We start from the raw sequence: 25,726 nt of genomic DNA, 5'->3' as shown, positions 1-25,726 counted from the left end.
CCCATTGCGACGCCATCTTCCTGTTGCCCCACGCCAAGCCAATTACGCCTATAATGCCTTACCACGTTGCGCAAACGTTTGCAATTGCGCACAGAGTCAAGAAGGAAAAAAATTATGCTTTATCAACTGCACGAGATGCAACGCTCCTTCCTGAACCCACTGATGCAGTGGGCCGATGCCTCTGCCAAACTGTTTTCGAATCCAGTTTCGCCGTTCGCGCACACCCCGTTCTCGCAGCGTATCGCTGCCGGCTACGAGTTGATGTACCGCCTCGGCAAGGACTACGAGAAACCTGCTTTCGGCCTCGCCTCGACCACGATCAATGGACAGGACGTCGGCATCATGGAACGCACCGTCGTCAGCAAGCCGTTCTGTAACCTGATCCACTTCAAGAAAGACCTGCCGGACGCCGACTTCGCCGCGCTCGGGCAGCCGACCGTGCTGGTCGTCGCCCCGCTGTCGGGCCACCACGCCACGCTGCTGCGCGATACCGTGCGTGCCCTGCTGCCGGACCAGGACGTCTACATCACCGACTGGATCGACGCGCGCATGGTGCCGCTGTCGGACGGTCCGTTCCACCTCGACGACTACATCTTCTACGTCCAGGACTTCATCCGCCACCTGGGCCCGGATGTGCACGTGATCTCGGTATGCCAGCCGACCGTGCCGGTGCTGGCCGCCATCTCGCTGATGGCCACCAACAAGGATCCCAAGCTGCCGAAGTCGATGGTCATGATGGGCGGCCCGATCGACCCGCGCAAGTCGCCGACCGCCGTCAACGACCTGGCCACCGAGAAGCCGTTCTCGTGGTTCGAGAACACCGTCATCTATGCCGTGCCGGGCAACTACCCGGGCTTCGGCCGCAAGGTCTATCCGGGCTTCCTGCAGCACGCCGGCTTCATCGCCATGAACCCGGGCCGCCACGCCCAGTCGCACCGCGAGTTCTACCAGCACCTGGTGCGCGGCGACGACGACTCGGCCGAGGCGCACCGCAAGTTCTACGACGAATACAACGCCGTGCTCGACATGCCGGCCGAGTACTACCTCGAGACCATCAAGACCGTGTTCCAGGAAACCCGCCTGCCCAAGGGCACCTGGGAAGTGGGCGGCCAGCTGGTGCGTCCGCAGGACATCGAGAACGTCGCCCTGTTCACCATCGAGGGCGAGCTGGACGACATCTCCGGCCTGGGCCAGACCCATGCCGCGCACGAGCTGTGCAGCAGCATCCCGGCCGACAAGCACCAGCAGTTCACGGCGCCCAAGTGCGGCCACTACGGCATCTTCTCGGGCCGCCGCTGGCGCGAGATCATCTGCCCGATGATCGGCGAGTTCATTCGCAAGCAGGCGTAAGCTTCAGTACGACATTGGGCCCCGGCCTCGCGCCGGGGCGACGTTCATGGATCATCCCAGCACGTCGCCCCGGCGCAGGCCGGGGCCTAATTTTTTTCCCCTCCCATCAAGCGCAAACGGCCCGCCTCGTGTCACCGAAGCAGGCCGTCGACGCCGCCTCCTCCGCGGAAGCGATGACCGGTACGTTCGCCTACCGGGGCCGCCCCTTGCGGGCAGCCCTCGGACTCAGCGACTGTTGATGATCAGGTCGGCGATGACGCCGGTGGCGATGGCCGCCAGCACGTAGTCCCCGCCCGTCTGCACCCAGTGGTAGCCGCGCGGCGGCTGGCGCAGGTGGTGGCCGCGCCAGTCGTTCACGACGTACTGGTTGTGGCGATAGCGGTCCGGCAGGCGCTGGCCGCGGCGGAAGTCGTGGTTCGGGCCCGCGCCGTCCCAGCGATGGTTGTCGCGGCCCTGCCAACGGTCGTCGCGGCGGCCGTCATGGTAGGCATCGCGGCGGTCGTCGCGGCGGTCGTCGCGACGATGGTCGTCGCGGCGGTCGCGCATGTCGTGGCGGTCCGGGCCGCGGTCGCCGTGGTAGCGGTCCTGGGCGAATACCGATGCGCCAGGGGCCAGCAGGGCGGCCATCAGCGCGGAGACGACGATGTTCTTCTTGTTCATGGGATCCTCCGTGATTGCGTGTCCGGCCCCAGTAAACCACCGGACACGGCGCTGCCTCCGTTAGCTGATTCACGCATGGTAGCGAAACGCAGGGAAATATTGCGCGAACGTGAACCAGCCCACGTTCCGCCGCCTTCGACGCGGCCGGACTTTTGGCGGATAATGACGGTCTGTCCAGTTTTACCGTCCCCCACGCCGTGACCAAGACGCTCGCCGACCAGATCGAAGACCTGCTGCCCCAGACCCAGTGCACGAAATGCGGTTATCCCGCCTGCCGCCCCTACGCGGAAGCGATCGCGCGCGGCGAGGCCCAGATCAACCAGTGCCCGCCGGGCGGCATCGAGGGCGTGGCACGCCTGGCGGCCGTGACCGGGCGGCCGGTCATCCCGATCAACCCGGCCAACGGCCTCGAGCGCCCGCGCCCGCTCGCCTTCATCGACGAAAGCCTGTGCATCGGCTGCACGCTGTGCATCCAGGCCTGCCCGGTCGACGCCATCCTCGGCGCGGCCAAGCAGATGCACACGATCCTGCCGAGCCTGTGCACCGGCTGCGACCTGTGCGTGGCGCCCTGCCCGGTCGACTGCATCGCCATGGTTCCGCGCAGCGCGCATCCGGAAACCGAACCGACCGGCTGGGCCGCCTGGTCGCAGGAACAGGCCGATGCCGCGCGCGCGCGCCACGACTTCCGCACCGCGCGCCTGCGCCGCGAGAAGGAGGAGAACGATGCGCGCCTGGCCGCCAAGGCGGTGGAAAAGCTGCGCGCCGTGACGGCCGAGGAAACCAATACGCCGGAAGAGCTGGCGGAAAAGGAACGCAAGCGCGCCGTCATCGCGGCCGCCATGGAACGCGCGCGCCTGAAGGCCGAGGCCAGCAAGAAAGACCAGTAAGCCGATGAATGCCGCCAAACGCCTCGCGATCTTCACGCGCTTTCGCGACGCCAATCCCCACCCGACCACCGAACTCGAATACACGACGCCGTTCGAACTGCTGATCGCCGTGCTGCTGTCGGCGCAATCGACCGACGTCGGCGTCAACAAGGCCACGCGCAAGCTGTACCCGGTCGCCAACACGCCGCAGGCGATCCTCGACATGGGCCTGGACGAACTGAAGACCTATATCTCGACGATCGGCCTGTACAACAACAAGGCCAAGAACGTGATCGCCACCTGCGAAATCCTGGTCAAGCAGTACGGCGGCGAGGTGCCGCGCCAGCGCGAGGCGCTGGAGGCGCTGCCGGGCGTCGGCCGCAAGACCGCCAACGTGGTGCTCAACACGGCCTTCGGCGAGCCGACGATGGCGGTCGACACCCACATCTTCCGCGTGTCCAACCGCACCGGGATCGCGCCCGGCAAGAACGTCGACGAGGTCGAGCGCAAGCTGCTGAAGTTCGTGCCCAAGGACTTCCTGCAAGACGCCCACCACTGGCTGATCCTGCACGGCCGCTACACCTGCGTGGCGCGCAAGCCCAAATGCTGGAACTGCCTGATCGCCGACCTGTGCGAGTTCAAGGGCAAGACGCCGGTGCCGGCCGACGCCTGACGCTCGGCTCACTGACGTTCGGCCCCTGCCGTTCGCCCCCTGACGCGCGGCGCCCTATGGCGCCGTGGCGCCGCGCGCCAGCGCCACGGCCGCCTGCAGCGCCGCCGCCGGCGCCGTCGCCACGTCGGGCCGCACGCCGGTGCGCTCCCAGTCCGTGCCCGTCACCGCGTTCACGGTCCGGCGGCTCGGGATACTGCCGAGGAAATGCTCGGCCAGCCGGAAACCGTTGGCGCCGTGGGCGCCGCCGCGCGTGCGCGCGCCCACCACCACCGCGCGCCCGAGGGCCTGCAGCGTGTAGGCCAGGTTCTCGGCCGCCGAGAACGTCTCCGGGCCAACCAGCACGTACACCGGCTTGCGGCTGCCGAAGCGCAGGTCGCTGGCGACCGGCTGGGTCCACATCGGCTGCACCCTGCCGATGCCGCGCGCGACCTGGTCGCCCAGGTGGACCGGCACGTCGTCGAACAGCCAGGCGCACAACAGCGCCACGGTGTCGGCGCTGCCGCCGCCGTTCTCGCGCAGGTCGAGGATCAGCGCCGCCGCATCGGCCACCCGCGCCATCTCGGCCTTGAGCGTCGGCCCGGCCAGCGCCGGCTCCGGGAATGCGTCGATGCGCACGTAGGCGAGGTTGCCGTCCAGGCGGCGGCTGTCGGGAAAGCCGAAGGATCGGGCCTGCGCCGCGCGCAGCTGCCGTTCGTGGCGCCGCAGCCAGCCTTCGAGGTCGGTCCGGCCGGGATCCGGCACGAAGCCCGGCGGATTGTCGGGTGCGAGCGCCTGCGCCGCGTACAGCACGCCGGCATGCTCGTCGCCGCTCAACGCGACCACGCGTTCGGTCAGCCGCTGCGCGAAGGCTTCGGCGTCGTCGACGCCTTCGTAGCGGCGCTGCGCCAGGTCGGCGCGCAGCGCCGCGGCGACGCGCGCGCCGGTGTCGGCCGACACGTAGTGCTGCGCCATGCGCGCGGCCAGCAGCTCCACGACCTGGGCGCGGGTGGCGCCGTCCACGGGATCGGCCCGGGCGGCGCACGACAGCAGGCAGGCGGCCAGGAAGGCGGCGCCGGGGCGGGAAATCGGCATGGATGGTGCTCCGTTGGGATTCAGGTTCCTTCGGCCGGCGCCAGCACGACCGAGAAGAACATCAGGTCGACGCCGTTGTACAGCTTGAACAGGATGGTGTTGCGCCCCTTGGTGAAGTGCAGCTTGCGCTGGCCCTCGGCCAGGTTGCGCGCGCCGATCTCCGCGTCCATCGCCGTGAAGGCCTGGCGATACCACGGCTTGTCGCCGTCGGCGCTGATCCACACGAGGCGGTCGTTGAACCACATCTTCGAATCGTCGTCGGCGCCGATCGACACCCACAGGTCGACGTCCTCCTCGACGTTCACCTCGGTCCAGGCGTAGTAGACGGCGTGCTCGGCGCGCGGGCGCGGGATCGTCGGATAGGACGGGTCCTGCTGCCAGGTCCAGCGTACCGGCAGGTCGTTCTTGCCGTAGTAGACGGCGTCCAGGTCGACCCCGCGCTCGGGCGGATAGACGGCGTCGCGGCTGGCGCCGCCCTGCCCTTCGAACGGGCCGATCACGTACCAGGTGTCGAGGTGGATGCGGTTCGCGTATGCGCCGCCGGCGCCGATGGTGCGCCCGCCGCCGGCGCGCACGCGGCCGGCGTCGACCGGCGGCGGCGCCAGGTAGCCGGCATAGCTGCGCTGGTCCGAGAACGCCGTGCTCGACATGTCCAGGCTGCTGCCCATCAGGGTGCCGGGCGGCTCCATGCCCAGGCCCTTGGCCAGCGCGTCGAGCCGGCCGCCGACCGATGCCGACGGCTGCCCGGACTGCACGCCGCCGCTGCCGCGTCCACCGGCGACGCCGCTCATGCGGCCGTCGCCCAGCCCCGTGCCGGGCTGGTTGACGGCGATGCCCTGCCGCTGCTGCGCCAGTTGCACGCGGCGCCGGGCCAGCGCGTCGCGCGCCTGGCGCGCCAGCTGCGCGACCACCGCCTGCGGCGGCAGGCCCTTGGGCGGCACCGGCTTGGGCCGGCGCGCCGCTTCCTGCTGCACGCGCTTGCGCGCCTGCGCCTCGGGGATCTCCAGCAGGCGCGCCAGCTCGGCCGCGCGCACCTGCTGCTCCACCTTCTCGATGGCGCGCGCCAGTTCGCGCGCTTGCTGTTCGGGATCGTCCGCGCCGCCGCGGCGGGCGCGCGGCCTCGGCGCCATGCCCGTGCTCTGTTCCAGCGCATCCCTGATCTCCTCCATCGCGCGCAGCTCGCGCCGCATCTGGCGCTTGTCGGTGGCGGCGAGCGAGCGTTCGACCCGCGCCTGCACGCCCTGCGTGCGCTGGCGTTCGACATGGACCGGCCCGGCCCGGTACAGGCTGGCCGCCAGCAGCAGGTGCGCCCCCACCGAGGCGGCGAGCCAGGGATGGCGGCGCGGCAGTGCGTACAGCGCCGAACGGTCCAGCGTCGATGCGGCGGCGGCCATCGCTAGCGCCGCGTGTGCATCGAGATGGTCGTCAGTCCCTCGAACTGGCACAGGTCCAGCACGTGCACGATGGACTGGTAGGAGGCGCCGCCGTCGCCGTCGATGCGCACCGGCCGGCCCGGGCTGCGCGCCGCCTCGTCGCGCAGGCGTTCGTGCAGGCCTTCGCTGGACAGGGTGTCCTTGCCGATGGCGACGTTGCCGCGCTTGTCGACCACGATCACCAGCGGATCGGGCGCGGCCTTCGCCATGTCGAGCGAGGCGCTGGAGCGCGGCAGCGTGATCGGCATCTGCTTCTCGCGCTGCTTGTCCTCCTTCTGCTTGAACGAGGTGGCGACCATGAAGAACATCAGCAGGAAGAAGATGCAGTCGATCAGCGCGATCAGGCCGATCTCGGGCTGCTCGTCGTCGTCGATGTCAATGCGCATGGACGGCCTCCGTCGCGGCCGGGTCGGCGCGCAGCGATGCCGTGGCGGCCGGCGCCGCGTCCAGCACGGCATTGAGCTGGCGTTCGAGCAGGATGCCGATGCCGACCAGGCGGTGGCGGAAGATGTGGTGGGCGGCCAGCGCCGGCAGCGCCACCGACAGGCCGGCCGCCGTGTTCACCAGCGCCTTCGAGATGCCGCCCGCCAGCTGGGTGGGGTCGCCCATGCCGCTCGCGGCGATCACGTGGAAGGATTCAATCATCCCGATCACCGTGCCGAGCAGGCCGACGATCGGCGCGATGGTGGCGACCACGTTCAGCGCGTACGCCTTCTGCTGCTGCAGGCGCAGCTCCAGCGACGCCATCTCGGCCGCGCGCGCCGCCAGCACCGGCTGCGGCAGGCCGGGACGCCCGGCCAGCTCGCCCAGGATGCGCGCCAGCACGCTGCGGCCATCGGCCACCCGCTCGCGCAGCTCGGCGAAGCGGCCGGCCTGCCACAGGCCGCGCGCGTCGTCGGCGAGGTCCTGCGGCGCGAGCCTGGCGGCGCGCAGGTTCGCCAGCCGCTCGAACACCACGGCCAGCGCCAGTACCGACAACAGGCCGGTCACGACGATGCCCGTGCCGCCGTTGGCGAGCTGGGACGCGATGGTCAGGTCCTGCGCCCGCACGGGCAACGCCGGCAGGCACAGGATGCAAGGGACGAGCGAGCGGAACGAGCGCGACATTGCGAGCCTTTCGTATTGGTATGGCTAGACAATGTAGCACAGGATATCTTCCGAATCGCATCCTATTTGCCATATAATGGAATTTTTTACTTCCACACGAAGGAAAAATGGACTCCAGCGCCGGGCACGTGCGCAATCATGCAAGCTGCGCAGGGCCACGGCCTGCCGGCGACGGACGGCATGAATCGGCTGTCCAGCCATCGTCTTGCCGGATGGAATCGAGCTGCCGCCGCGTGTTATCCTGCCCCATCGACAAGACAGGGAGGCGGCGATGTTTTCCCATGTATTCGTGGGTGTGAGCGATTTCGAACGCGCGCTGGCGTTCTACCGGCCGTTGATGGCGTCCCTCGGCATCGCCGAGCGCTTCTGCGATGCCGCCCGCGCCTGGGCCGGCTGGCAGGTGCCGGGCCAGGCGCGCCCGCTGTTCGTGGTCGGCAGGCCCTGGGACGGCCACGGCCACGCGCCGGGCAACGGCCAGATGGCGGCATTCCTGGCCGCCGACCGCGCCACGGTGGCGCGCGCCCATGCGCTCGCGCTGGCCCACGGCGGCAGCGACGAAGGCGCGCCCGGCCTGCGGCCCGACTATCACGCGCATTACTACGGCGCCTACTTCCGCGACCCGGACGGGAACAAGCTGTGCGTGGTGTGCCACGACGCGCCGCCGGATGCCGGGTCGCCATCGCCATGACCGGGGTGTTCGACCGGGCGAGCCGGACCCGCCATGTCAGCCAGGAGGGGTCACGCCAGGCTTACAGCAGCACCAGGTTATCCCGATGCACCAGCTCCGGCGCCTCGACGTAGCCGAGGATGCCTTCGATCTCGCTGGAGGCATGGCGCATGATGCGGCGGGTTTCGCTGCTGGTGTAGTTGGCCAGGCCACGCGCGATTTCCCGGCCGGCCTCGTCCACGCAGGCGACCAGCGCGCCGCGTCCGAACTCGCCGCGCACGGCGGTCACGCCGATCGGCAGCAGCGACTTGCCTTCCCTTTGCAGCTTGTGCACGGCGCCGGCGTCGAGCACCAGCATGCCCGCCGTGTGCAAGTGGTCGTGCATCCACTGGCGCCGCGCCGTCATGCGCGCGGTGGCGGCCAGCAGCTGGGTGCCGATCGCCTCGCCCTGCGCCAGGCGTACCAGCGCATTGTCTTCGCGGCCCCAGGCGATCACGGTGTGCGCACCCGAGCGCGCGGCGCGTTTCGCGGCCAGCACCTTGGTCAGCATGCCACCGCTGCCGATGCTGCTGCCGGCGCCGCCGGCCATCGCTTCCAGCGACGCGTCGCCGGCCTGCGCCTGCTGGATCAGGTGTGCGGACGGATCCTTGCGCGGATCGGCCGAATACAGGCCCTTCTGGTCGGTCAGGATCACGAGGGCATCGGCCTCGATCAGGTTGGCGACCAGGGCGCCGAGCGTGTCGTTGTCGCCGAACTTGATCTCGTCGGTGACGACGGTGTCGTTCTCGTTGATGATCGGGACCACGCCCAGGCGCAGCAGCGTCGTGAGCGTGGAGCGGGCGTTCAGGTAGCGCTCGCGGTCGGCCAGGTCGGCATGCGTCAGCAGCACCTGGGCGGTCTTGATGCCGTGGGTACGGAAACTCGTCTCGTAGATCTGCGCCAGGCCCATCTGGCCGCAGGCGGCGCAGGCCTGGAGTTCGTGGATGTCGGTCGGGCGCGCGCCGAAGCCGAGGCGCAGCATGCCTTCGGCGATGGCGCCGCTCGAGACCAGCACGACCTCCTTGCCGAGCAGGCGCAGCGCGGCGATCTGGGCGGCCCAGCGGGCGATGGCGGCGTGGTCGAGGCCGCGGCCTTCGTTGGTGACGAGCGAGGAACCGACCTTGACGATGATGCGGCCGGCGGCCTGGATGACGGAAGCGGGAGTGGTGGTGGCGTGGTTGGCGGTCATGGCGAAAGCAGGCGTCCGTGCGGTCGCAATGCCAGCAGCGCCAGGCCGACCAGCAGTTCGATCCCGCAAATGGCTAACAAAACCCCCTGCGGCAGGCCGATCGCGAAAGCCGCGACGAAGCGGCCGAGCGGCTGCGCGAGGATGAACAGTGCAGTGAGGTCGCCGAGGATGGGCTGGTCGCCCCGCCTCGCAGCCAACAGAGCCAGCCCCGCGGTGGCGAGGCGCACTCCGACATAGATGGCGTAGAACTGGCTGTAGCCGTTCACGCCGACGAGGAACAGTCCGAACCGCTCGGCGATCCGGTCCGGATCGAGCAGGGCCGACAACGCGGCCAGCGAGCTGACCGTGGCCGTCGCCTGCAGCAGTTGCGCGCGCAGGCGGTAACGTGTCGCGGGACGGACTGCCAAGATCAGTCTTCGATGATCTTGAAACGCGGGTCGTCCGGATCGATCGACGAGATGGCGCGGGCTTCTTCCGTCATCTGCTTTTCTTCCGAGCGGTGTTCGACGTGGCGCTTCTCTTCCAGGTGCTGGTAGATGGCGTGGACCAGGTCTTCGCAGCCGGCGCGGTTCAGCGCCGAGATCTCGAACACGGGGCCCTTCCAGGCCATTTTCTTGATGAAGTCCTTGACCAGCTTCTTGCGCTCGTCTTCGGGCACCACGTCGAGCTTGTTCAGCACCAGCCAGCGCGGCTTGTTGAGCAGCTCTTCGTCGTATTTTTCCAGTTCCTTGACCAGGGCCTTGGCTTCCTTGACCGGATCGGTCTTGCCGTCCATCGGCGCGATGTCGACGATGTGCAGCAGCAGGCCGGTGCGGCTCAGGTGGCGCAGGAACTGGTGGCCCAGGCCGGCGCCTTCGGCGGCGCCCTCGATCAGGCCGGGGATGTCGGCGATCACGAAGCTCTTCGCGTGCGAGACGCGCACCACGCCGAGGTTCGGATGCAGCGTCGTGAACGGGTAGTCGGCGATCTTCGGGCGCGCGTTCGAGACGGCGGTGATGAAGGTCGACTTGCCGGCGTTCGGCATGCCCAGCAGGCCCACGTCGGCCAGCACCTTCAGTTCGAGGCGCAGTTCGCGGCGTTCGCCTTCCTTGCCTTCGGTCTTCTGGCGCGGCGCGCGGTTGGTCGAGGTCTTGAAGTGGATGTTGCCCCAGCCGCCCTCGCCGCCCTTGGCCAGCAGTTCGACCTGCTCGTGCTCGGTCAGGTCGGCGATGATCTCGCCATTGTTATCGTCGATGATCAGGGTGCCGACCGGCATGCGCAGGTAGACGTCCTCGGCGCCCTTGCCGTAGCAGTCGGAGCCGCGGCCCGGTTCGCCGTTCTTCGCGGTGTGCACCTTGGAGAAGCGGAAGTCGACCAGCGTGTTGACGTTGCGGTCGGCGATCGCCCAGATCGAGCCGCCACGGCCGCCGTCGCCGCCGTCGGGGCCGCCGAACGGACGGAACTTCTCGCGGCGGAAGGAGGCGCAACCGTTGCCGCCATCGCCGCCGATGACTTCGATGCGTGCTTCGTCGATAAACTTCATGATGAGACCACCAGCAAAAATGGGCGTTGCTCCGCCCAAAAATTAAAAGGCCCTACCGATGGCAGAGCCTTTCGATGAAGGCTTGCGCCTTGCAAAGAGAGCGCCGTCCGGGACGGCGCATTGCCTAATTCAATTAAGCAGCGACTGCTTCTGCAGCGACGACGGTCACGTACTGCTTCGAGCCGACGCCTTGCTTGACGAACTTGACGGTACCGTTCACCAGGGCGAACAGGGTGTGGTCCTTGCCCAGGCCGACGTTGGTGCCCGGACGGATGGTGGTGCCGCGCTGGCGCATGATGATGCCGCCTGCGTTGATCGACTGGCCGCCGTAGACTTTCACGCCGAGGCGTTTGCTTTCTGAGTCACGGCCGTTTCGCGTAGTGCCGCCGCCTTTTTTGTGTGCCATTTCAAATGCTCCTTGATTAGCTGAAGAAGGGACGCGCGGCGCTTAGCCGTTGATCGCAACCACTTGGATTTCGGTGTAGTTCTGGCGGTGGCCCTGGCGCTTCTGGTAGTGCTTACGACGACGCATCTTGAAGATACGCACTTTGTCGTGACGACCATGCGAAACAACAGTCACGCGAACCGAAGCACCTTCCACCAGCGGAGCACCAAACTTGATGCTCTCGCCCTCGCCGACGGCGAGAACCTGATCGATAGTGAGTTCGGAACCAATGTCTGCCGGTATCTGTTCTACTTTGAGTTTTTCGCCAGCGACAACTTTGTATTGCTTGCCACCGGTTTTTATGACCGCGTACATGATTTGAAACCTCATTGATTGTTAATAAAATCCCCGCGAATCCGGCGAGAAACACAGCCATGAGTTCGGGGAACAGACGATTATACATAAACTGGTGCGTTGCGTCAAAATGGTCGCGCTGGCGCGATGGGTGGGTGACGCATGTGCAACATCGCCCGTTTGCCCATGGCCGTGCCCGGGGCCCGCCCATGGGGAAAGGGGCGGGTTGCGCTTGCATGTCGTATAATCGCGGCTCAACAACATCCATCCTCCGCCTTCAACGTCAGCAGGTTCGCCTTGTCCGCCGCCACCCAAACCGCACAACAACATTCCATCACCACCACGATCGCAGCCGACATGGAGGCCGTCAACGGCGTGATCCGCCAGCGCCTGCAATCGGAAGTCGCCCTGGTGAACCAGATCGCCGAATACATCATCAGCGCCGGCGGCAAGCGGATCCGTCCCGTGCTGGTGCTGCTGCTGGCGAACGCCTACGGCTACCGCGGCGCCGGACACCACGAGCTGGCCGCCGTCGTCGAGTTCATCCACACGGCGACGCTGCTGCACGACGACGTCGTGGACGAGTCGGCGATGCGCCGCGGCCGCCAGACCGCGAATGCGATGTTCGGCAACGCGGCCTCGGTGCTGGTGGGCGACTACCTGTACTCGCGCGCGTTCGAGATGATGACGAGCCTGGACGACATGCGCGTGATGCGGATCCTGTCGCGCGCCACCACCGTCATCGCCGAGGGCGAGGTGCTGCAGCTGCTGAACATGCACGACCCCGACGTCACCCAGGAAAGCTACCTGCGCGTGATCCGCTCCAAGACCGCCAAGCTGTTCGAAGCCGCCGCCCAGCTCGGCGCGCTGGTGGCCGGCGCGAACGACGCCCAGATCGAGGCGGCCGGCGAATACGGCCGTTCGCTGGGCACCGCGTTCCAGCTCATCGACGACGTACTCGACTATGCGGGCGACGCCGCCGAGATCGGCAAGAACGTCGGCGACGACCTGCGCGAAGGCAAGCCGACGCTGCCGCTGATCTACGTGATGGAAAACGGCACGCCGGAACAGCGCGAACTGATCCGCACCTGCATCGAACAGGGCGACGAAACCCATTTCGACGCCGTGCTGGCCGCCGTCTCGTCGAGCGGCGCGCTGGACTTCACGCGCCGCGAAGCCGAAGCGGCCGCCCGCCGCGCCGCCGCGTCGATCGCCGACCTGCCGGAGAACGCGTACAAGGCCGCGCTGCTGCAGCTGTGCAGCTTCGCTGTTGACAGGAACCATTGAGGCAACTATAGTAATGCCTTCCCGAGATTCCGGTAACGGCATCTCGAACAGTCGGGGTGTAGCTTAGCCCGGTAGAGCGCTACGTTCGGGACGTAGAGGCCGGAGGTTCGAATCCTCTCACCCCGACCATCCTTTCTTGTTTGCGGCATCCACCGCCGATCTTCCCGGATCGCGCCGCCGCTTCAAAGTACTACCTACCGTCGGGGTGTAGCTTAGCCCGGTAGAGCGCTACGTTCGGGACGTAGAGGCCGGAGGTTCGAATCCTCTCACCCCGACCAAGAATTCTAGAAAAAGCCCTGGCGCGAGCCGGGGCTTTTTCGTTGGCGCTGCCACTGCCTCACTCTTCCCGGTCCGCGCCCTTCGCCAGCGCCTGCAGCATCAATGTCCCATCGCGCTTCTTCGCGATCACGACGAGCTTCGCGCCGGTCGCCAGCACGTACTCCGGCTCGCCGACGATCCCGCTGACGACGACTTCGGCGCCGCTGCGGCGATCGATGGCCGTGAGCACGGCCGGGGTGTCCGGGTCGCGGCACTCGGTGCGGATCGCATACACGGTGGTCGCATCCGCGCTGATGGCGCTGGTCCAGCAGAACGCGCTCGCCACCTGCAGGTCTTCCCGGGGCTTGCCGTCCGCGCCGACCGCCACCAGTTGCGTCGTCCTGCCGTCGTTGCCCAGCGCCACGATGTCGCTGGCGGGCGCGATGGCGGTGACGACGCCGTTCGACCTGCGCTTCACGGGCCTGGCGCTGAAGCGGTACTTGCCGCCGACGATGCGCGACATCGCGTAGTCATCCGGCTTCGCGCCGCCCGGCTGCGCGGCCGGCAGGAAGTTCCCGCCGACGTACAACGCATTGCCGGCCAACCTGGCGACCGCGCCGTGGGCGAAGGCGCCGGTCGGCAGCCTCGTGACGGTGGCACCGTGCAGCAACGAATCCAGGCGCGCGACAAACATCCCGTTCGACGTCACCGCCGCCGACGCATCGCCGGTGGCGCCGGCCAGCGTCACGCCGTCCGCGTCGGCCTCGATGGCGTAGACGCGGGCCTCGGACGATCCCGTCTCCACTTCCTTCGACGCCAGCAACCTGCCCTGGTCGTCGAAGCGGTAGACCCAGGGCGCCGACAGCCTGCCGTCCTTGCCCGCGGCCGCTACCGCTTCGGCGCCGGCGTGGACGCCGCCGCCGCCCGCCTGGCAGGCCCGGAACGCCAGCCTGCCGCTGCCGGCGGGCGGATCGATCGTCTTTTGCCAGGCGACGCGGTTGGCGGCCAGGTCGAACACGATGAGCGTGCCGCGCTCCGGCTCGCGCGGGCTGCCGACGGTCACGCCGGCCATGCACACCCTGCCGCCGGCGATCTCCACGACCTGGGAGAGGACCGTGTTCGCACCCGGCGCGGTCAACGCCACCGGCGCGGCGCGGGCCGGTACGGCAAGCGCCAGGGCTGGCGCGAGGAGCGCGAGGGCGCGCAGGTGCATGGTCGGATCCTTTCATCGATGGCGCCGGCGGCGGCGCATTGGCGGGTTCGGCGACATCATGCCACGCATGGCCGGGATCGGCTGGCCGTTCGCGCGCCGCGATGCCCGCGCCGGCCCTAGAATCGACGGTAACCGTCCAGTTACCGACCATTCCGGGAGACACCATGATCGACTCGATCGGCACGCCCACCCTGTACATGGCGTTCACGGCCCTGGTGGCCGTGATGCTCGCCGTCGACTTCTTCGTCCTCAAGCACGAGGGCGAGCACCAGGTCAGCACGCGCGAGGCGGCGATCTGGACGCTGATCTGGATCTCGATCGCGCTGGCCTTCGGCGCCTGGCTGTGGTGGTACCTGGAGGGCACGCTGGGGCCGGAGGTCGCGAAGGCGAAGTCGCTGGAATACCTGACCGGCTACCTGATCGAGAAGTCGCTGGCGGTGGACAATGTGTTCGTCTGGATCACGCTGTTCGGCTTCTTTTCCGTGCCGCCGATGTTCCAGAAACGCGTGCTGCTGTACGGCGTGCTGGGCGCGATCGTGCTGCGCGCCATCCTGATCTACGTGGGCGCCCTGCTGCTGGCCCAGTTCCACTGGATCCTCTATCTGTTCGGCCTGTTCCTCCTGTACACCGGCATCCAGATGCTGCTGGTCGCCGAGAAGGAATCGGACCTGGCCGACAACCGGGTGCTGCGCTGGATGCGCGGCCACATGAAGATCACCGACGAGTACCACGGCCACAGCTTCTTCGTCGTCAAGCAGGGCGTGCGCTACGCCACCCCGCTGTTCGTCGTGCTGGTGCTGGTCGAGGTCACCGACGTGATCTTCGCGGTGGACTCGATTCCCGCCATCTTCGCCGTGACGGGCGACCCGTTCATCGTGTTCACCTCGAACATCTTCGCCATCCTGGGCCTGCGCGCCATGTACTTCCTGCTGGCCGACATGGCCCAGCGCTTCCACCTGCTCAAGTACGGACTGGCGGCGATCCTGATCTTCATCGGCGCCAAGATGCTGCTGCTGGACGTTTACAAGATCCCGACGCCGATCGCGCTGGGCGTGGTGGGGCTGATCCTGGCGGTGTCGGTGATCGCCAGCCTGATGCATTCGAAGGGCGCGCCGAAGGCCTGAGCTTGCGTATCCGGATGGAAACGGGCTACGCTGCCGTGTTTCCACCTGGATCGCTGCCATGGAGTACCTCAGCCTCAAGCACTTCCACATGACCTGCGCCGGCCTGTCCGGCTTCCTGTTCGCGCTGCGCGGCATCTGGATGCTGCGCGCCTCGCCGCTGCTGCGGCAACGGTGGGTGCGGATCGCGCCGCACGTCATCGACACCCTGCTGCTGGCCAGCGCCATCGGCCTGTCCGCATGGAGCGGCATGCGGCCCGGCCAGCAGCCCTGGCTCACGGCCAAGGTGGTGGCCCTGGTCGCCTACATCGCGCTCGGCACGATCGCCCTCAAGCGCGGGCGCACGCGCGGGCAGCGCGCGGCGGCGTTCTGCGCGGCGCTGGCGGTGTTCGCCTACATCGTCGCGGTGGCCGTCACCAGGAACCCGCTGCCCTCCTGACTCACTTGCCGGCGGCGGCCAGCGTCCGCACCAGCAGCGCCGCCGTCGACGCGGCCACCGCCAGCAGCACCACGCCGTTCCAGCCCCACGCCGCCAGCGCCTGGGCGCCGAGCAGGCCGCCGGTCGCCATGCCCACGAACACGCTGGTCATCAGGATGGCGTTCAGGCGGCTGCGCGCCTCCGGGGCGATGCCGTAGACGATGGTCTGGTGCGAGATCAGGCTGGCCTGCACGCCCAGGTCGAAGCCGATCGTGGCCAGCGCCAGCAGCACCAGCTGGCCCGGGACCGGCAGCAGCGGCATCGCGAACATCGTGGCGAACGAGGCCAGGGAGATGGCCGCCGCCAGGCGCGCCACCCAGGCCGCGCCGCGGCGGTCGGCCATGCGGCCGGCGAACGGCGCGGCCAGCGCGCCCACGGCGCCGGCCAGGCCGAAGGAACCGGCGGCGGCCGCGCCGAGGTGGAACGGGGCGCCGTGCAGCATCACGGCCAGCGTCGACCAGAAGGCCGAGAAGCCCAGCGACAGCAGGCCCTGGGACAGCGCGGCCTGGCGCAGCGTGCGGTGCTGGCCCCACAGCGTGGCCAGCGAGCGCAGCAGGGCCGGATACGACACGTTGCTGGTCGGCGCGAAGCGCGGCAGGCCGCGCGCCATCACCAGCGCCATCAGCGCGATGCTGGCGGCGGCCAAGACGAACACCGTGCGCCAGCCGTACTGCTCGGCCACGAAGCCGCTCGCCACGCGCGACAGCAGGATGCCCAGCAGCAGGCCGGTCATCACGGTGCCGACCGCCTTGCCGCGGTGCGCGGGCGGCGCCAGCGTGGCGGCGGCCGGGACGATGTCCTGGGCGACGGTGGCGAACAGGCCCACCAGCAGGCTGGCGCCCAGCAGCACGCCCAGCGACGGCGCGAAGCCCGTCAGCAGCAGCGCCGCGCACAGGATCGCGGCCTTGACCAGGATGATGTTGCGGCGGTCGAAGCGGTCGCCGAGCGGCGCCAGCAACAGCAGGCCGAGGGCGTAGCCGAACTGGGTCAGCGTGGGGATCCAGCCGATGGTGCGGCCATCGGCGTGCAGTTCGGTGGCCAGGATGCCCAGCGTCGGCTGGCTGTAGTAGAGCGAGGCGACCGACAGGCCGGTGCCGCCGGCCAGCAGGAAGATCAACGGCGTCGACAGGCGCGTCGCCTGCGGGGATACCGTCATGGTGGGGTGCGAGGTGTTCATGGTGAGCCTGGAGGATGCGATGGTCGGATTATGCGGGGCGCCCACCCGTGACGGTAGACGCGCCGCCGGTAGAACTGTTATACGATGAACGTATGAACCTTGAAAAATTCAGTGACGATACCTCCACCAACCGTATGATGCTGGTGGAAACCTTCGTGCGCATCGTCGATGCCGGCAGCCTGTCGGCGGCGGCGCGCCTGCTCGGCACCACGCAGCCCACCGTCAGCCGGCGCCTGAAGGCGCTGGAAACATCGCTGGGCGTGCGCCTGCTGCAGCGCTCCACGCACGCGATGACGCTGACCGACGACGGCATGCGCTGCTACCAGCGCGCGCGCGAACTGATCGCCGGCTGGCAGGCGTTCGAGAGCGAGATCCGCGGCGCCGGCGACGAGCCGGTCGGCCTGCTGCGCGTGATCGCCCCGCATGCCTTCGGCCAGCAGCAGCTGGTCGCGCCGCTGGCGGAATACCTGAAGCGCTACCCGCGCATGACGGTGGAATGGACGCTGCACGACCGCACGCCCGACCTGATCGGCGCCGGCATCGACTGCGTGATCCGCGTCGGCGACGACCCGCCGCCGGACATGGTCGCGATCCGCCTGGGAGAAGTGCCGCGCATCGTGGTGGCCGCGTCGTCGCTGCTCGACGGCCGCGGGATGCCGGCGCATCCCGACGCCCTGCCGGCCCTGCCCTGGATCGCCGCCAGCAACTTCTACCGCGACGAGGTCGTGCTCAGCCATGCCGCCAGCGGCGCCACCGTGCGCCTGGCGATCCGCCCGCGCCTGTACACCGACAACCTGTACACGCTGCGCAATGCCGCGCTGCTGGGCGTGGGCGTCGCGCTCGGCTCGCACTGGGCGCTGCACGACGAGCTCGATACCGGCCGCCTGGTGCAGCTGGTGCCGCAATGGCAGGCGACGCCGCTGCCGATCTGGCTGATCTACCCGCCGGCAAGGTTCTACCCTGCCCGGCTGCGCCGCTTCATCGAGATCATGCGGGTGGCGGTGCCGCAGGCGTTCGGGATCGCCCCGGTGGACGCCGACGGGATCCCGCCGCCGCCGCGGTAGGCGCGCCGATCCCGCGCCGGCGGCGCCGGCGGATCATATTTCGATCATCATCGCATCCTACGAACGGCCGAGCGCGTGCGCGGCCGGGCACGCTACATTGGTGCCGCCAGCCACCAAAGCAAGGAGCACCACCCATGATCCGCTGCGTACGCATCTGGACCGGTTCCGACGGCAATTCCACCTTCGAGGAAGGCCATATCGCCCTGCCCCGCGGCGAGCGCGGCGACGCGTTGAGCCACGTGCTCGGCGCCGCCAGCATCTCGTTCCGCGAGACCGGCCCGGGCGGCGCCTTCGGCGCGCACGACGCCCCCGCGCGCCAGCTCGTGCTGACGCTGAGCGGCACGCTCGAATTCCGCACCGCCGCCGGAGCCACCTTCCTGATCCGCCCCGGCGACGTCCTGCTGGCCGACGACACGCGCGGCAGCGGCCACAGCTGGCGCCTGGTCGACGACCAGCCATGGCGCCGCGCCTACGTCATCGTCGGCCCCGACGTCGCCGACCTGTTCACGAAAGGAGACCATCTTGACCGCGCAGACCACTGACACCATGCACGACGTCGTCCTGGTGGGCGGCGGCATCATGAGCGCCACGCTCGGCGTGGTGCTGAAGGAGCTCGACCCGTCGCTGTCCATCGTCATGCTGGAAGCGCTGCACGACTGCGCGCTCGAGAGTTCGGAAGGCTGGAACAACGCCGGCACCGGCCACGCGGCGAACTGCGAACTGAACTACACCCCGCAGCGGCCCGACGGCAGCGTCGACATCGCCAAGGCGCTCGAGGTGAACACCGAGTTCGACGTCTCGCGCCAGCTGTGGGCGCACCTGGTGCGGCGCGGCGCCATTCCCGACCCGCGCGCCTTCCTGCACCCCTGCCCGCACATGAGCTTCGTCCAGGGCAAGGACAACGTCGCCTTCCTGCGCGCGCGCTACCAGGCCATGTCGGCGCACCACTGCTACCGCGGCATGGAATACACCGAGGATCCCGCGCAGATCGCGCGCTGGGCGCCGCTGCTGATGGAAGACCGCGCGCCCGGCCAGCCGCTCGCCGCCACGCGCATGGTCACCGGCACCGACGTCGACTACGGCGCGCTGACGCACCTGCTGGTGGACCACCTGGCCGCGCAGCCCGGCTTCGCCGTGCAGTACGACAGCCGGGTGGAGGCGCTCGACCGTAGCGCCGGCGGCTGGCGCGTGGGCGTGCGCGACACCCGCGACGGGGAACACGGCCCCACGCGCACGCTGTCCGCGCGCTTCGTGTTCATCGGCGCCGGCGGCGGCGCGCTGCCGCTGCTGCAGAAGTCCGGCATCCCGGAAGCGCGCGGCTACGGCGGCTTCCCGGTCAGCGGCATCTGGCTGCGCTGCGACGTCGACGCGGTCAGCGAACGCCACCACGCCAAGGTCTACGGCAAGGCCGCCAGCGGGTCGCCGCCGATGTCGGTGCCGCACCTGGACACGCGCATCGTCGGCGGCAAGCGCTCGGTGCTGTTCGGCCCCTACGCCGGCTTCTCGACGCGCTTCCTCAAGCACGGCGGCCTGTCCGACCTGTTCGCCTCGCTCACGCCCAGCAACATCATCCCGCTGCTGGACGTGGCGCGCGACAACGTCGCGCTGACCGAATACCTGATCGGCCAGGTGCTGCAGAGCGCCGAGCACCAGTTCGCCCAGCTGCAGGCGTTCTATCCGGGCGCGGTGCGGCAGGACTGGCGCAAGGCCGTCGCCGGCCAGCGCGTGCAGACCATCGCGCCGCACGAGAGCACGGGCTGGTTCCGGCACGAGGAAGGGTCGCTGCACTTCGGCACCGAGCTGGTCGCCGCCGCCGACCGCTCGCTGGTGGCCCTGCTGGGCGCCTCGCCGGGCGCGTCGACCGCCGCGTTCATCGCCATGGCGGTGCTGCAACGCTGCTTCCCCGAGCGGCTCGGCGCCGACGGCTGGCTGCCGCGCCTGCGCGCGATGATCCCGACCTGGGGCATCGACCTGAAACAGGACGCCGACGCCTGCCGCCGCAGCCGCGCCGAGACGGCGGCGCTGCTGCGCATCGACGACGTATGAAGGAGCAAGCATGACCGACATGGAACCTCAGCTGCTGGACATCCCGATCGGCCTGGCCGCCACCGGCACGCGCCGCGAATTCGATTCGATGGGCGACGTCGACGTCCCGGCCGACAAGTACTACGGCGCGCAGACCGCGCGCTCGCTGGTGCACTTCTCGATCGGCGACGACCGCATGCCCAAGGCGGTCTACCATGCCTACGGCATCGTCAAGAAGGCCTGCGCGCTCGTCAACCTGGACGCCGGCCGGCTGCCCGCCTGGAAGGCGCGGGCGATCGTGCGCGCCGCCGACGAGGCCGCGGCCGGCCTGCTCGACGCCCACTTCCCGCTGTACGTGTGGCAGACCGGATCCGGCACGCAATCGAACATGAACGTCAACGAGGTGCTGGCCAACCGCGCGATCCAGCTGCTGGGCGGCACGCTCGGTAGCCAGCGGCCGGTGGCGCCGAACGACGACGTCAACATGGGCCAGAGTTCGAACGACAGCTTCCCCACCGCCATGCACATCGCCGCGCTGGACCTGCTGGACCGCCGGCTGCTGCCCGAAGTCGACCGGCTGGCCGGCGTGATCGAGGCCAAGGCCGCCGCCTGGATGGACGTCGTCAAGATCGGCCGCACCCACCTGGAGGACGCGACGCCGCTGACGGTCGGCCAGGAATGGTCGGGCTGGGCCGCCCAGCTGCGCGCCGCCGCGCGCGCCATCGCCGACGGCCGGCGCGGCCTGTACGAGCTGGCGCTGGGCGGCACCGCGGTCGGCACCGGCATCAACGCGCCGCCCGGCTTCTCGGCCGCGGTGGCGCAGCGCATCGCCGCGCTGACCGGCAAGCCCTTCGTCACCGCGCCCAACAAGTTCATGGCCCAGGGATCGCTCGACGCGATGGTGGCGGCGCACGCGGCGCTGCGCGGCCTGGCGGTGGCCCTGATGAAGATCGCCAACGACATGCGCTGGCTGGCGTCCGGGCCGCGCTGCGGCCTGGGCGAGCTGCGGCTGCCGCCGAACGAGCCGGGATCGTCGATCATGCCCGGCAAGGTCAATCCGACGCAATGCGAGGCGATGGTGATGATCGCCATCCAGGTGCTGGGCAACGATGGCGCGGTGGCGTTCGCCGGCTCGCAGGGCAACTTCGAGCTGAACGCCATGCGCCCGCTGATCGTCAACGCCTTCCTGCACTCGGCCACGCTGCTGGCCGACGGCTGCGCGAGATTCCGTACCTATTCGGTCGAGGGCACGGACCTCGACCGCGAACGCATCGCCGCCCACGTCGGGCGCAGCCTGATGCTGGTGACGGCGCTGTCGCCGGCGATCGGCTACCAGCGCGCGGCGCAGATCGCCGAACAGGCCCAGGCCAGCGGCGCCACCCTGCGCGAGGCGGCGCTACGCTCGGGCCACGTGGACGCGGCCACGTTCGACCGCCTGGTCGATCCCGCGGCCATGGTCGGGACCGGCGTGGCGGGAGCCTGACCGCCGCGCGCGGGGCGCGGCATCACGCTTGCGCCAGCAGGGCGCGGATCTCCGGCACGCACGACCCGCAGTTGCCGCCCGCCTTCGTGCACGCCGTGACGGCCGCCGCGTCGGCCAGCCCGTGGCGCCGGATCGCGCCCTCGATGGTCTTGCGGCCGACGCCGAAGCAGGAGCAGACGGTCGGGCCCGGGTCGGCGCCCGGCTCCTTCGCGCGGCCGGACAGCAGGGCGAGGCGGTCGGCCGGGGTGAACCGCTCCTTGTCGAACATGCCGGCCAGCCAGGCGCGCGCCGGCAGGTCCTGGCGCCGCGAGACGAACAGGCAGGACACGATGCGGCCGTCGACCAGGTGCGCGGCGCGCACCATGCCGCCGCTCCTGTCCTCGACCTCGATCCAGTCGGCGTCGTCGTCCCCGTCGCCCAGGCCCAGCAGCGCGCGGGTCCACGCGGGCGCCTGCGCGAACGGCACGCGGCCGGCCAGCTCATAGCGCACGAAGCCGCGCCCCTGGATGCGGGTCCAGTGGGCCGCCTCGCGCAGCGGCAGCTCGCCGCGGCTGAGGATGAAGCCGTACCAGGCCACGCCGAACGGTTCGATGCGCACCGGCGTGTGCTTGAACTCGGGCTCGCCCGAGACCGGATCGACGGCCGGATTGACGACGGCGCCGACCAGCGCGTCGGACGCCGTCCGGCCGCTCCAGTGGATCGGCATGAAGGCGCTGCCGCGCGCGATGCCGCCGCCGTGCTGCACGCGCGCGACGACCGCGCCCCAGGCGCTCGTCACGCGCGCCAGCTCGCCCGCCTTCACGCCGCACAGCAGCGCGTCCTGCGGGTGCATGTCGACGAACGGCTCCGGCGCGTGTCCGGCCAGCGTCGGCGCGCGGCCGGTGCGGGTCATCGTGTGCCACTGGTCGCGCACGCGGCCGGTGTTCAGCACCATCGGGTAGTCGCCGTCCGGCAGGTTGGCCGGCCGGCGCGGCGCGGTCGGCACGAAGCGCGCGCGCCCGTCGCGGTGCGCGAAGCCGCCGGCGCCGAACAGGCGCGCGCTGGCCTCGCCCGGCGCGCGCACGGGCCACTGCACCGGCGCCAGCGCGTCGTAGCCGGCGCGGTCCATGCCCGCCAGGCCGCCGATGTCGAACAGGCGCCGGCGCTGGCCGTCGGTGCCGTTGTTCCAGGCCGACAGGCGCGCGTGCTCGTCGAATATCTCGTGCGCGCCGGCGAAGTCGAATCCGGCGAAGCCCATGCGGCGCGCGACGTCGCACACGATGTCCCAGTCGGCGCGCGCCTGGCCCGGCGCGGCCAGGAAGGCGCGCTGGCGCGAGATGCAGCGCTCGGAATTGGTGACCGTGCCGTCCTTCTCGCCCCAGCCCAGCGCCGGCAGCAGCACGTGGGCCAAGGCGTTGGTGTCGGTGCCGGCGACGATGTCGGACGCCACCACCAGCTCGCACCGCTCCAGCGCGCGGCGCGCCTGGCCGGCGTCCGGCAGGCTGACCAGCGGATTGGTCGCCATGATCCAGACGGCCTTGACCTTGCCCTCCTCGATCGCGCGGAACAGGTCGACCGCCTTCAGGCCCGGCTTGTCGGCCATGCGCGGCGCATCCCAGAACGCCTGCAGGGACGTGCGCTGGTCCGGGTCCTCGAGGTCCATGTGCGCCGCCAGCATGTTCGCCAGGCCGCCGACCTCGCGCCCGCCCATGGCGTTCGGCTGCCCGGTCAGCGAGAATGGCCCCATGCCGGGACGGCCGATGCGCCCCGTCGCCAGGTGGCAGTTGATGATCGCATTGACCTTGTCGGCGCCGCTGGTGGACTGGTTCACGCCCATGGTGAAGGCGGTGACGGTCTTCCCGGTGCGCGCGAACAGCTCGTAGAAGCGCAGCAGCTGCTGCGGATCGAGCCCGCACGCCCTGGCCACGTCGAGGAGGGTGCCGGCCCTGCCGGCCGCCTCCAGCGCGTCGGCCAGGCCCTCGGTGTGGGCGTCCACGAAGTCGTGGTCGACGGCGCGCTGCGCCGCGAGGTAGGCCAGCAGGCCGTCGAACAGCCACACGTCGGCGCCGGGCTTGACGGGCAGGTGCAGGTCGGCCAGCTCGCAGGTGGCGGTGCGGCGCGGGTCGATCACCACCACCTGCATCTGCGGGCGCTCCTGTTTCGCGCGCGCGATGCGCTGGTACAGCGTGGGATGGCACCAGGCGGCGTTCGAGCCGACCAGCACGAGCAGGTCGGCCAGCTCGAAATCCTCGTAGCAGCCGGGCACGATGTCCTCGCCGAAGGCGCGCTTGTGCCCGGCCACGGCCGAGGACATGCACAGGCGCGAATTGGTGTCGATGTTCGCGCTGCCGACGTAGCCCTTCATGAACTTGTTGGCGACGTAGTAGTCCTCGGTGAGCAGCTGGCCCGACACGTACAGCGCCACCGCGTCCGGACCGTGCTGCGCGACGATGCGCGCGAACTCGCCGGCCACCCGGTCCAGCGCCTCGTCCCAGGATGCCGCGCGCAGGCCCGTCCCGGTGCGCAGCATCGGCGCCAGCAGGCGTCCTTCCAGTCCCACCGTCTCGCCCAGCGCCGCCCCCTTCACGCACAGGCGCCCGCCGCTGGCGGGATGCGCGGCGTCGCCGGCGATCGACAGCGCGCCGTCCGCCCCGACCCGGGCGTCGACGCCGCAGCCGACGCCGCAGTACGGGCAGGTGGTGCGCACGGTGGAGGACAGGATCGGGATGGAAGGCGTCATGGGGGATTCCTCGTCAGGCGGCGGCTTGCGCCTGGCCGAACAACAGGTGGTCGCGGATGGAAGAGATGTCGGTGCCGTTGCGGATCAGGTCGAAATACCAGGGGCCGTCGGCCACGTCCCCGTACAGCACCGCGCCGGTCAGGCGGTTGCCCGCCACCACCAGGCGCTTGTACACGCCGCCGCGCCGGTCGCGCAGCACCAGGTCTTCGCTGCCGGCGCCGCCGACGATGTCGCCGGCCGAGTACAGGTCCACGCCCGTCACCTTCAGCTTGGTGGCGGTGGCCTGCTGCACGTAGCGGCGGTGGCCGCTGCCGGCCAGGTGGGCGGCGCACACGCGCGCCTGGTCCCAGATCGGCGCCACCAGGCCGAAGGTGGCGCGGCGGTGCTGGACGCACTCGCCGACCGCATAGATGCGCGGGTCGTAGGTCTGCAGCGTGTCGTCGACGATGATGGCGCGCTCGCAATGCAGGCCGGCGGCCCTGGCCAGTTCGACGTTGGGCCGCACGCCGGCGGCCATCACGACCAGGTCGGCGTCGATCTCCTCGCCGCCTTCGAACACCACCTTGCGTACCCGGCCGGCGGCGCCGGCGGCGATGGCGGCGGTCTGGCGTTCCAGCAGGATGCGCAGGCCGCGCCGCTCCAGGCTGGCGCGCAGCAGGTCGGCCGCGGGCGGGTCGAGCTGCTGGTTCATCAGGCTGGCGGTGACGTGCACCACGGTCACGTCCATGCCCCGGCGCAGCAGGCCGTTGGCCGCCTCCAGGCCGAGCAGGCCGCCGCCGATGACGACGGCCTTGCCGCCGGCGCGCGCCGCCGCCAGCATCGTGTCGACGTCGTGCAGGTCGCGAAAGCCGACCACGCCCGGCAGGTCGTGGCCCGGCACCGGCACGATGAAGGGCTTCGAGCCGGTGGCGATCAGCAGGCGGTCGTAGCGCACGGCCAGGCCGGACGCCGCGTGCACCGTGCGGCGCCTGCGGTCGATGCGCACCACCGGGTCGCCCGCGTGCAGCTGGACGCCGTTGTCCGCGTACCAGGCGCGGGTGTTGAGCATGATGTCGTCGACGCTCTTGTCGCCGGCCAGCACGGGCGACAGCAGGATGCGGTTGTAGTTGCCGTGGGGTTCCAGCCCGAACACGGCGATGCGGTACCTGTCGGGCGCGAGCCTGAGCAATTCCTCGACCGTGCGCATGCCGGCCATGCCGTTGCCGATGACGACGAGGGACTGGCGTTCCATGCTAGGCCCCCACCCAGACCTTGCCGTCCTCGACGCGCACCGGGTAGCTGGCCACCGAATTGTGCGGCGCTTCCAGGCATTCGCCGGTCTGCAGGTCGAAGTGCTGCTTGTAGATCGGCGAGGCGACGACGATGCGCTCGCCGATGCTGCCGACCAGGCCGCGCGACAGCACGGCGGCGTCCGAGTTCGGGTCGTAGTTGTCGATGGCGAACAGGCGCGGCGCGTCGGCGCCGACGCGGAACACGGCCACCTGGCGGCCGTTGAGCAGGGCGCACACGCCGGTGTCCGGCACGATGCGCTCCAGGTCGCAGACGGCGTTCCATGCGCGGGTGATCTCGATGTCGCGATGCATGA

General features: G+C 69.8%; 26 protein-coding genes and 2 tRNA genes. 13 read left to right on the top strand and 15 right to left on the bottom strand.

Annotated elements, in window-relative coordinates:
• The first annotated feature begins 114 nt into the window (after positions 1-114).
• Complete coding sequence (locus QZ749_RS11020; RefSeq protein WP_296946541.1) at positions 115-1,350, top strand: polyhydroxyalkanoate depolymerase; 1,236 nt, start codon at positions 115-117, stop codon at positions 1,348-1,350.
• 225 nt (positions 1,351-1,575) lie between these two features.
• Here QZ749_RS11020 and QZ749_RS11015 read toward each other — a convergent pair whose 3' ends face one another.
• A complete protein-coding gene (locus QZ749_RS11015; RefSeq protein ID WP_296946539.1) occupies positions 1,576-2,010 on the bottom strand; it encodes an RcnB family protein in 435 nt (144 codons plus the stop codon).
• 197 nt (positions 2,011-2,207) lie between these two features.
• Between QZ749_RS11015 and rsxB the strand changes: the two genes are divergently transcribed.
• Both rsxB and nth read left to right on the top strand, forming a co-directional pair.
• A complete protein-coding gene (gene rsxB, locus QZ749_RS11010; protein ID WP_296946538.1) occupies positions 2,208-2,897 on the top strand; it encodes an electron transport complex subunit RsxB in 690 nt (229 codons plus the stop codon).
• A gap of 4 nt (positions 2,898-2,901) precedes the next feature.
• The gene (nth, locus tag QZ749_RS11005; RefSeq protein WP_296946531.1) at positions 2,902-3,549 is read left to right on the top strand and encodes an endonuclease III; all 648 of its coding nucleotides are present in this window, start codon (positions 2,902-2,904) and stop codon (positions 3,547-3,549) included.
• A gap of 54 nt (positions 3,550-3,603) precedes the next feature.
• On the opposite strand, the gene QZ749_RS11000 is transcribed toward nth, so the two are convergent.
• The 4 genes from QZ749_RS11000 to QZ749_RS10985 are packed head-to-tail and all read right to left on the bottom strand — an operon-like array spanning position 3,604 to position 7,160.
• Entirely contained in the window at positions 3,604-4,620 is a 1,017-nt protein-coding gene (locus QZ749_RS11000) for a S41 family peptidase (RefSeq protein ID WP_296946529.1), read from the bottom strand.
• Between the two features lie 20 nt (positions 4,621-4,640).
• Positions 4,641-6,014, bottom strand: coding sequence for a hypothetical protein (locus QZ749_RS10995; protein ID WP_296946528.1), 1,374 nt, complete (start codon positions 6,012-6,014; stop codon positions 4,641-4,643).
• A 2-nt stretch (positions 6,015-6,016) separates the two neighbouring features.
• Complete coding sequence (locus QZ749_RS10990) at positions 6,017-6,439, bottom strand: biopolymer transporter ExbD (protein WP_296946526.1); 423 nt, start codon at positions 6,437-6,439, stop codon at positions 6,017-6,019.
• Complete coding sequence (locus QZ749_RS10985; protein WP_296946524.1) at positions 6,429-7,160, bottom strand: MotA/TolQ/ExbB proton channel family protein; 732 nt, start codon at positions 7,158-7,160, stop codon at positions 6,429-6,431. Before QZ749_RS10985 ends, QZ749_RS10990 begins: the two co-directional genes overlap by 11 nt.
• A gap of 271 nt (positions 7,161-7,431) precedes the next feature.
• Here QZ749_RS10985 and QZ749_RS10980 point away from each other — a divergent pair, with 271 nt between their 5' ends.
• Positions 7,432-7,848 (top strand): VOC family protein, encoded by a 417-nt coding sequence (locus tag QZ749_RS10980; RefSeq protein WP_296946522.1) that lies wholly within the window; start codon positions 7,432-7,434, stop codon positions 7,846-7,848.
• Positions 7,849-7,909: 61 nt separating this feature from the next.
• On the opposite strand, the gene proB is transcribed toward QZ749_RS10980, so the two are convergent.
• The 5 genes from proB to rplU all read right to left on the bottom strand — a co-directional run bounded on the left by proB (position 7,910) and on the right by rplU (position 11,337).
• Entirely contained in the window at positions 7,910-9,055 is a 1,146-nt protein-coding gene (gene proB / locus QZ749_RS10975) for a glutamate 5-kinase (protein WP_296946519.1), read from the bottom strand.
• Positions 9,052-9,462 carry a hypothetical protein gene (locus QZ749_RS10970; RefSeq protein ID WP_296946517.1) on the bottom strand — a complete coding sequence of 137 codons (411 nt, stop codon included), beginning with the start codon at positions 9,460-9,462 and terminating at the stop codon, positions 9,052-9,054. The genes proB and QZ749_RS10970 overlap by 4 nt, the downstream gene beginning before the upstream one ends.
• A 2-nt stretch (positions 9,463-9,464) precedes the next feature.
• Positions 9,465-10,577, bottom strand: a complete 1,113-nt coding sequence (cgtA, locus tag QZ749_RS10965) for an Obg family GTPase CgtA (RefSeq protein WP_296946514.1) — start codon at positions 10,575-10,577, stop codon at positions 9,465-9,467.
• A gap of 133 nt (positions 10,578-10,710) precedes the next feature.
• Positions 10,711-10,983 (bottom strand): 50S ribosomal protein L27, encoded by a 273-nt coding sequence (rpmA, locus tag QZ749_RS10960; RefSeq protein ID WP_047824517.1) that lies wholly within the window; start codon positions 10,981-10,983, stop codon positions 10,711-10,713.
• A gap of 42 nt (positions 10,984-11,025) precedes the next feature.
• Positions 11,026-11,337, bottom strand: coding sequence for a 50S ribosomal protein L21 (rplU, locus tag QZ749_RS10955; RefSeq protein ID WP_036230184.1), 312 nt, complete (start codon positions 11,335-11,337; stop codon positions 11,026-11,028).
• Positions 11,338-11,613: 276 nt separating this feature from the next.
• On the opposite strand from rplU, the gene ispB reads away from it, so the two are divergent.
• The 3 genes from ispB (at position 11,614) to QZ749_RS10940 (ending at position 12,881) form a co-directional block, all read left to right on the top strand.
• On the top strand, positions 11,614-12,603 hold the full coding sequence (ispB, locus tag QZ749_RS10950) for an octaprenyl diphosphate synthase (protein ID WP_296946505.1): 990 nt from the start codon (positions 11,614-11,616) through the stop codon (positions 12,601-12,603).
• A gap of 52 nt (positions 12,604-12,655) precedes the next feature.
• Positions 12,656-12,732: transfer RNA gene (locus QZ749_RS10945), tRNA-Pro, on the top strand.
• 72 nt (positions 12,733-12,804) lie between these two features.
• Positions 12,805-12,881: transfer RNA gene (locus QZ749_RS10940), tRNA-Pro, on the top strand.
• Positions 12,882-12,940: 59 nt separating this feature from the next.
• On the opposite strand, the gene QZ749_RS10935 is transcribed toward QZ749_RS10940, so the two are convergent.
• Positions 12,941-14,074: a hypothetical protein gene (locus tag QZ749_RS10935; RefSeq protein ID WP_296946503.1), complete on the bottom strand. Its 1,134-nt coding sequence runs from the start codon at positions 14,072-14,074 to the stop codon at positions 12,941-12,943.
• Positions 14,075-14,238: 164 nt separating this feature from the next.
• Between QZ749_RS10935 and QZ749_RS10930 the strand changes: the two genes are divergently transcribed.
• Entirely contained in the window at positions 14,239-15,198 is a 960-nt protein-coding gene (locus tag QZ749_RS10930) for a TerC family protein (RefSeq protein ID WP_296946501.1), read from the top strand.
• A 58-nt stretch (positions 15,199-15,256) separates the two neighbouring features.
• Complete coding sequence (locus QZ749_RS10925; protein ID WP_296946498.1) at positions 15,257-15,634, top strand: SirB2 family protein; 378 nt, start codon at positions 15,257-15,259, stop codon at positions 15,632-15,634.
• 1 nt (position 15,635) lies between these two features.
• Here QZ749_RS10925 and QZ749_RS10920 read toward each other — a convergent pair whose 3' ends face one another.
• Complete coding sequence (locus QZ749_RS10920; protein WP_296946495.1) at positions 15,636-16,850, bottom strand: MFS transporter; 1,215 nt, start codon at positions 16,848-16,850, stop codon at positions 15,636-15,638.
• 92 nt (positions 16,851-16,942) lie between these two features.
• Between QZ749_RS10920 and QZ749_RS10915 the strand changes: the two genes are divergently transcribed.
• From QZ749_RS10915 to fumC, 4 genes are all read left to right on the top strand, one after another.
• Positions 16,943-17,914, top strand: coding sequence for a LysR family transcriptional regulator (locus tag QZ749_RS10915; RefSeq protein WP_296946492.1), 972 nt, complete (start codon positions 16,943-16,945; stop codon positions 17,912-17,914).
• Between the two features lie 134 nt (positions 17,915-18,048).
• Entirely contained in the window at positions 18,049-18,456 is a 408-nt protein-coding gene (locus QZ749_RS10910) for an AraC family ligand binding domain-containing protein (RefSeq protein ID WP_296946489.1), read from the top strand.
• Complete coding sequence (mqo, locus tag QZ749_RS10905; protein ID WP_296946486.1) at positions 18,437-19,960, top strand: malate dehydrogenase (quinone); 1,524 nt, start codon at positions 18,437-18,439, stop codon at positions 19,958-19,960. The genes QZ749_RS10910 and mqo overlap by 20 nt, the downstream gene beginning before the upstream one ends.
• 10 nt (positions 19,961-19,970) lie before the next feature.
• On the top strand, positions 19,971-21,422 hold the full coding sequence (gene fumC / locus QZ749_RS10900; RefSeq protein WP_296946483.1) for a class II fumarate hydratase: 1,452 nt from the start codon (positions 19,971-19,973) through the stop codon (positions 21,420-21,422).
• A 22-nt stretch (positions 21,423-21,444) separates the two neighbouring features.
• On the opposite strand, the gene QZ749_RS10895 is transcribed toward fumC, so the two are convergent.
• From QZ749_RS10895 to nirD, 3 genes are read right to left on the bottom strand one after another with little or no spacing between them, the layout of a single operon-like run.
• Positions 21,445-24,141, bottom strand: coding sequence for a nitrate reductase (locus tag QZ749_RS10895; protein ID WP_296946480.1), 2,697 nt, complete (start codon positions 24,139-24,141; stop codon positions 21,445-21,447).
• A 13-nt stretch (positions 24,142-24,154) separates the two neighbouring features.
• Positions 24,155-25,372: an NAD(P)/FAD-dependent oxidoreductase gene (locus tag QZ749_RS10890; protein WP_296946477.1), complete on the bottom strand. Its 1,218-nt coding sequence runs from the start codon at positions 25,370-25,372 to the stop codon at positions 24,155-24,157.
• A 1-nt stretch (position 25,373) separates the two neighbouring features.
• Positions 25,374-25,724: a nitrite reductase small subunit NirD gene (gene nirD / locus QZ749_RS10885; protein WP_296946474.1), complete on the bottom strand. Its 351-nt coding sequence runs from the start codon at positions 25,722-25,724 to the stop codon at positions 25,374-25,376.
• Between the last annotated feature and the right edge of the window lie 2 nt (positions 25,725-25,726).

This window comes from uncultured Massilia sp., assembly GCF_913773735.1.
Lineage (GTDB): Bacteria > Pseudomonadota > Gammaproteobacteria > Burkholderiales > Burkholderiaceae_D > Telluria.
The sequence above is the reverse complement of the archived record's forward strand: the minus strand, read 5'-3'. Positions and strand labels throughout refer to the sequence as shown.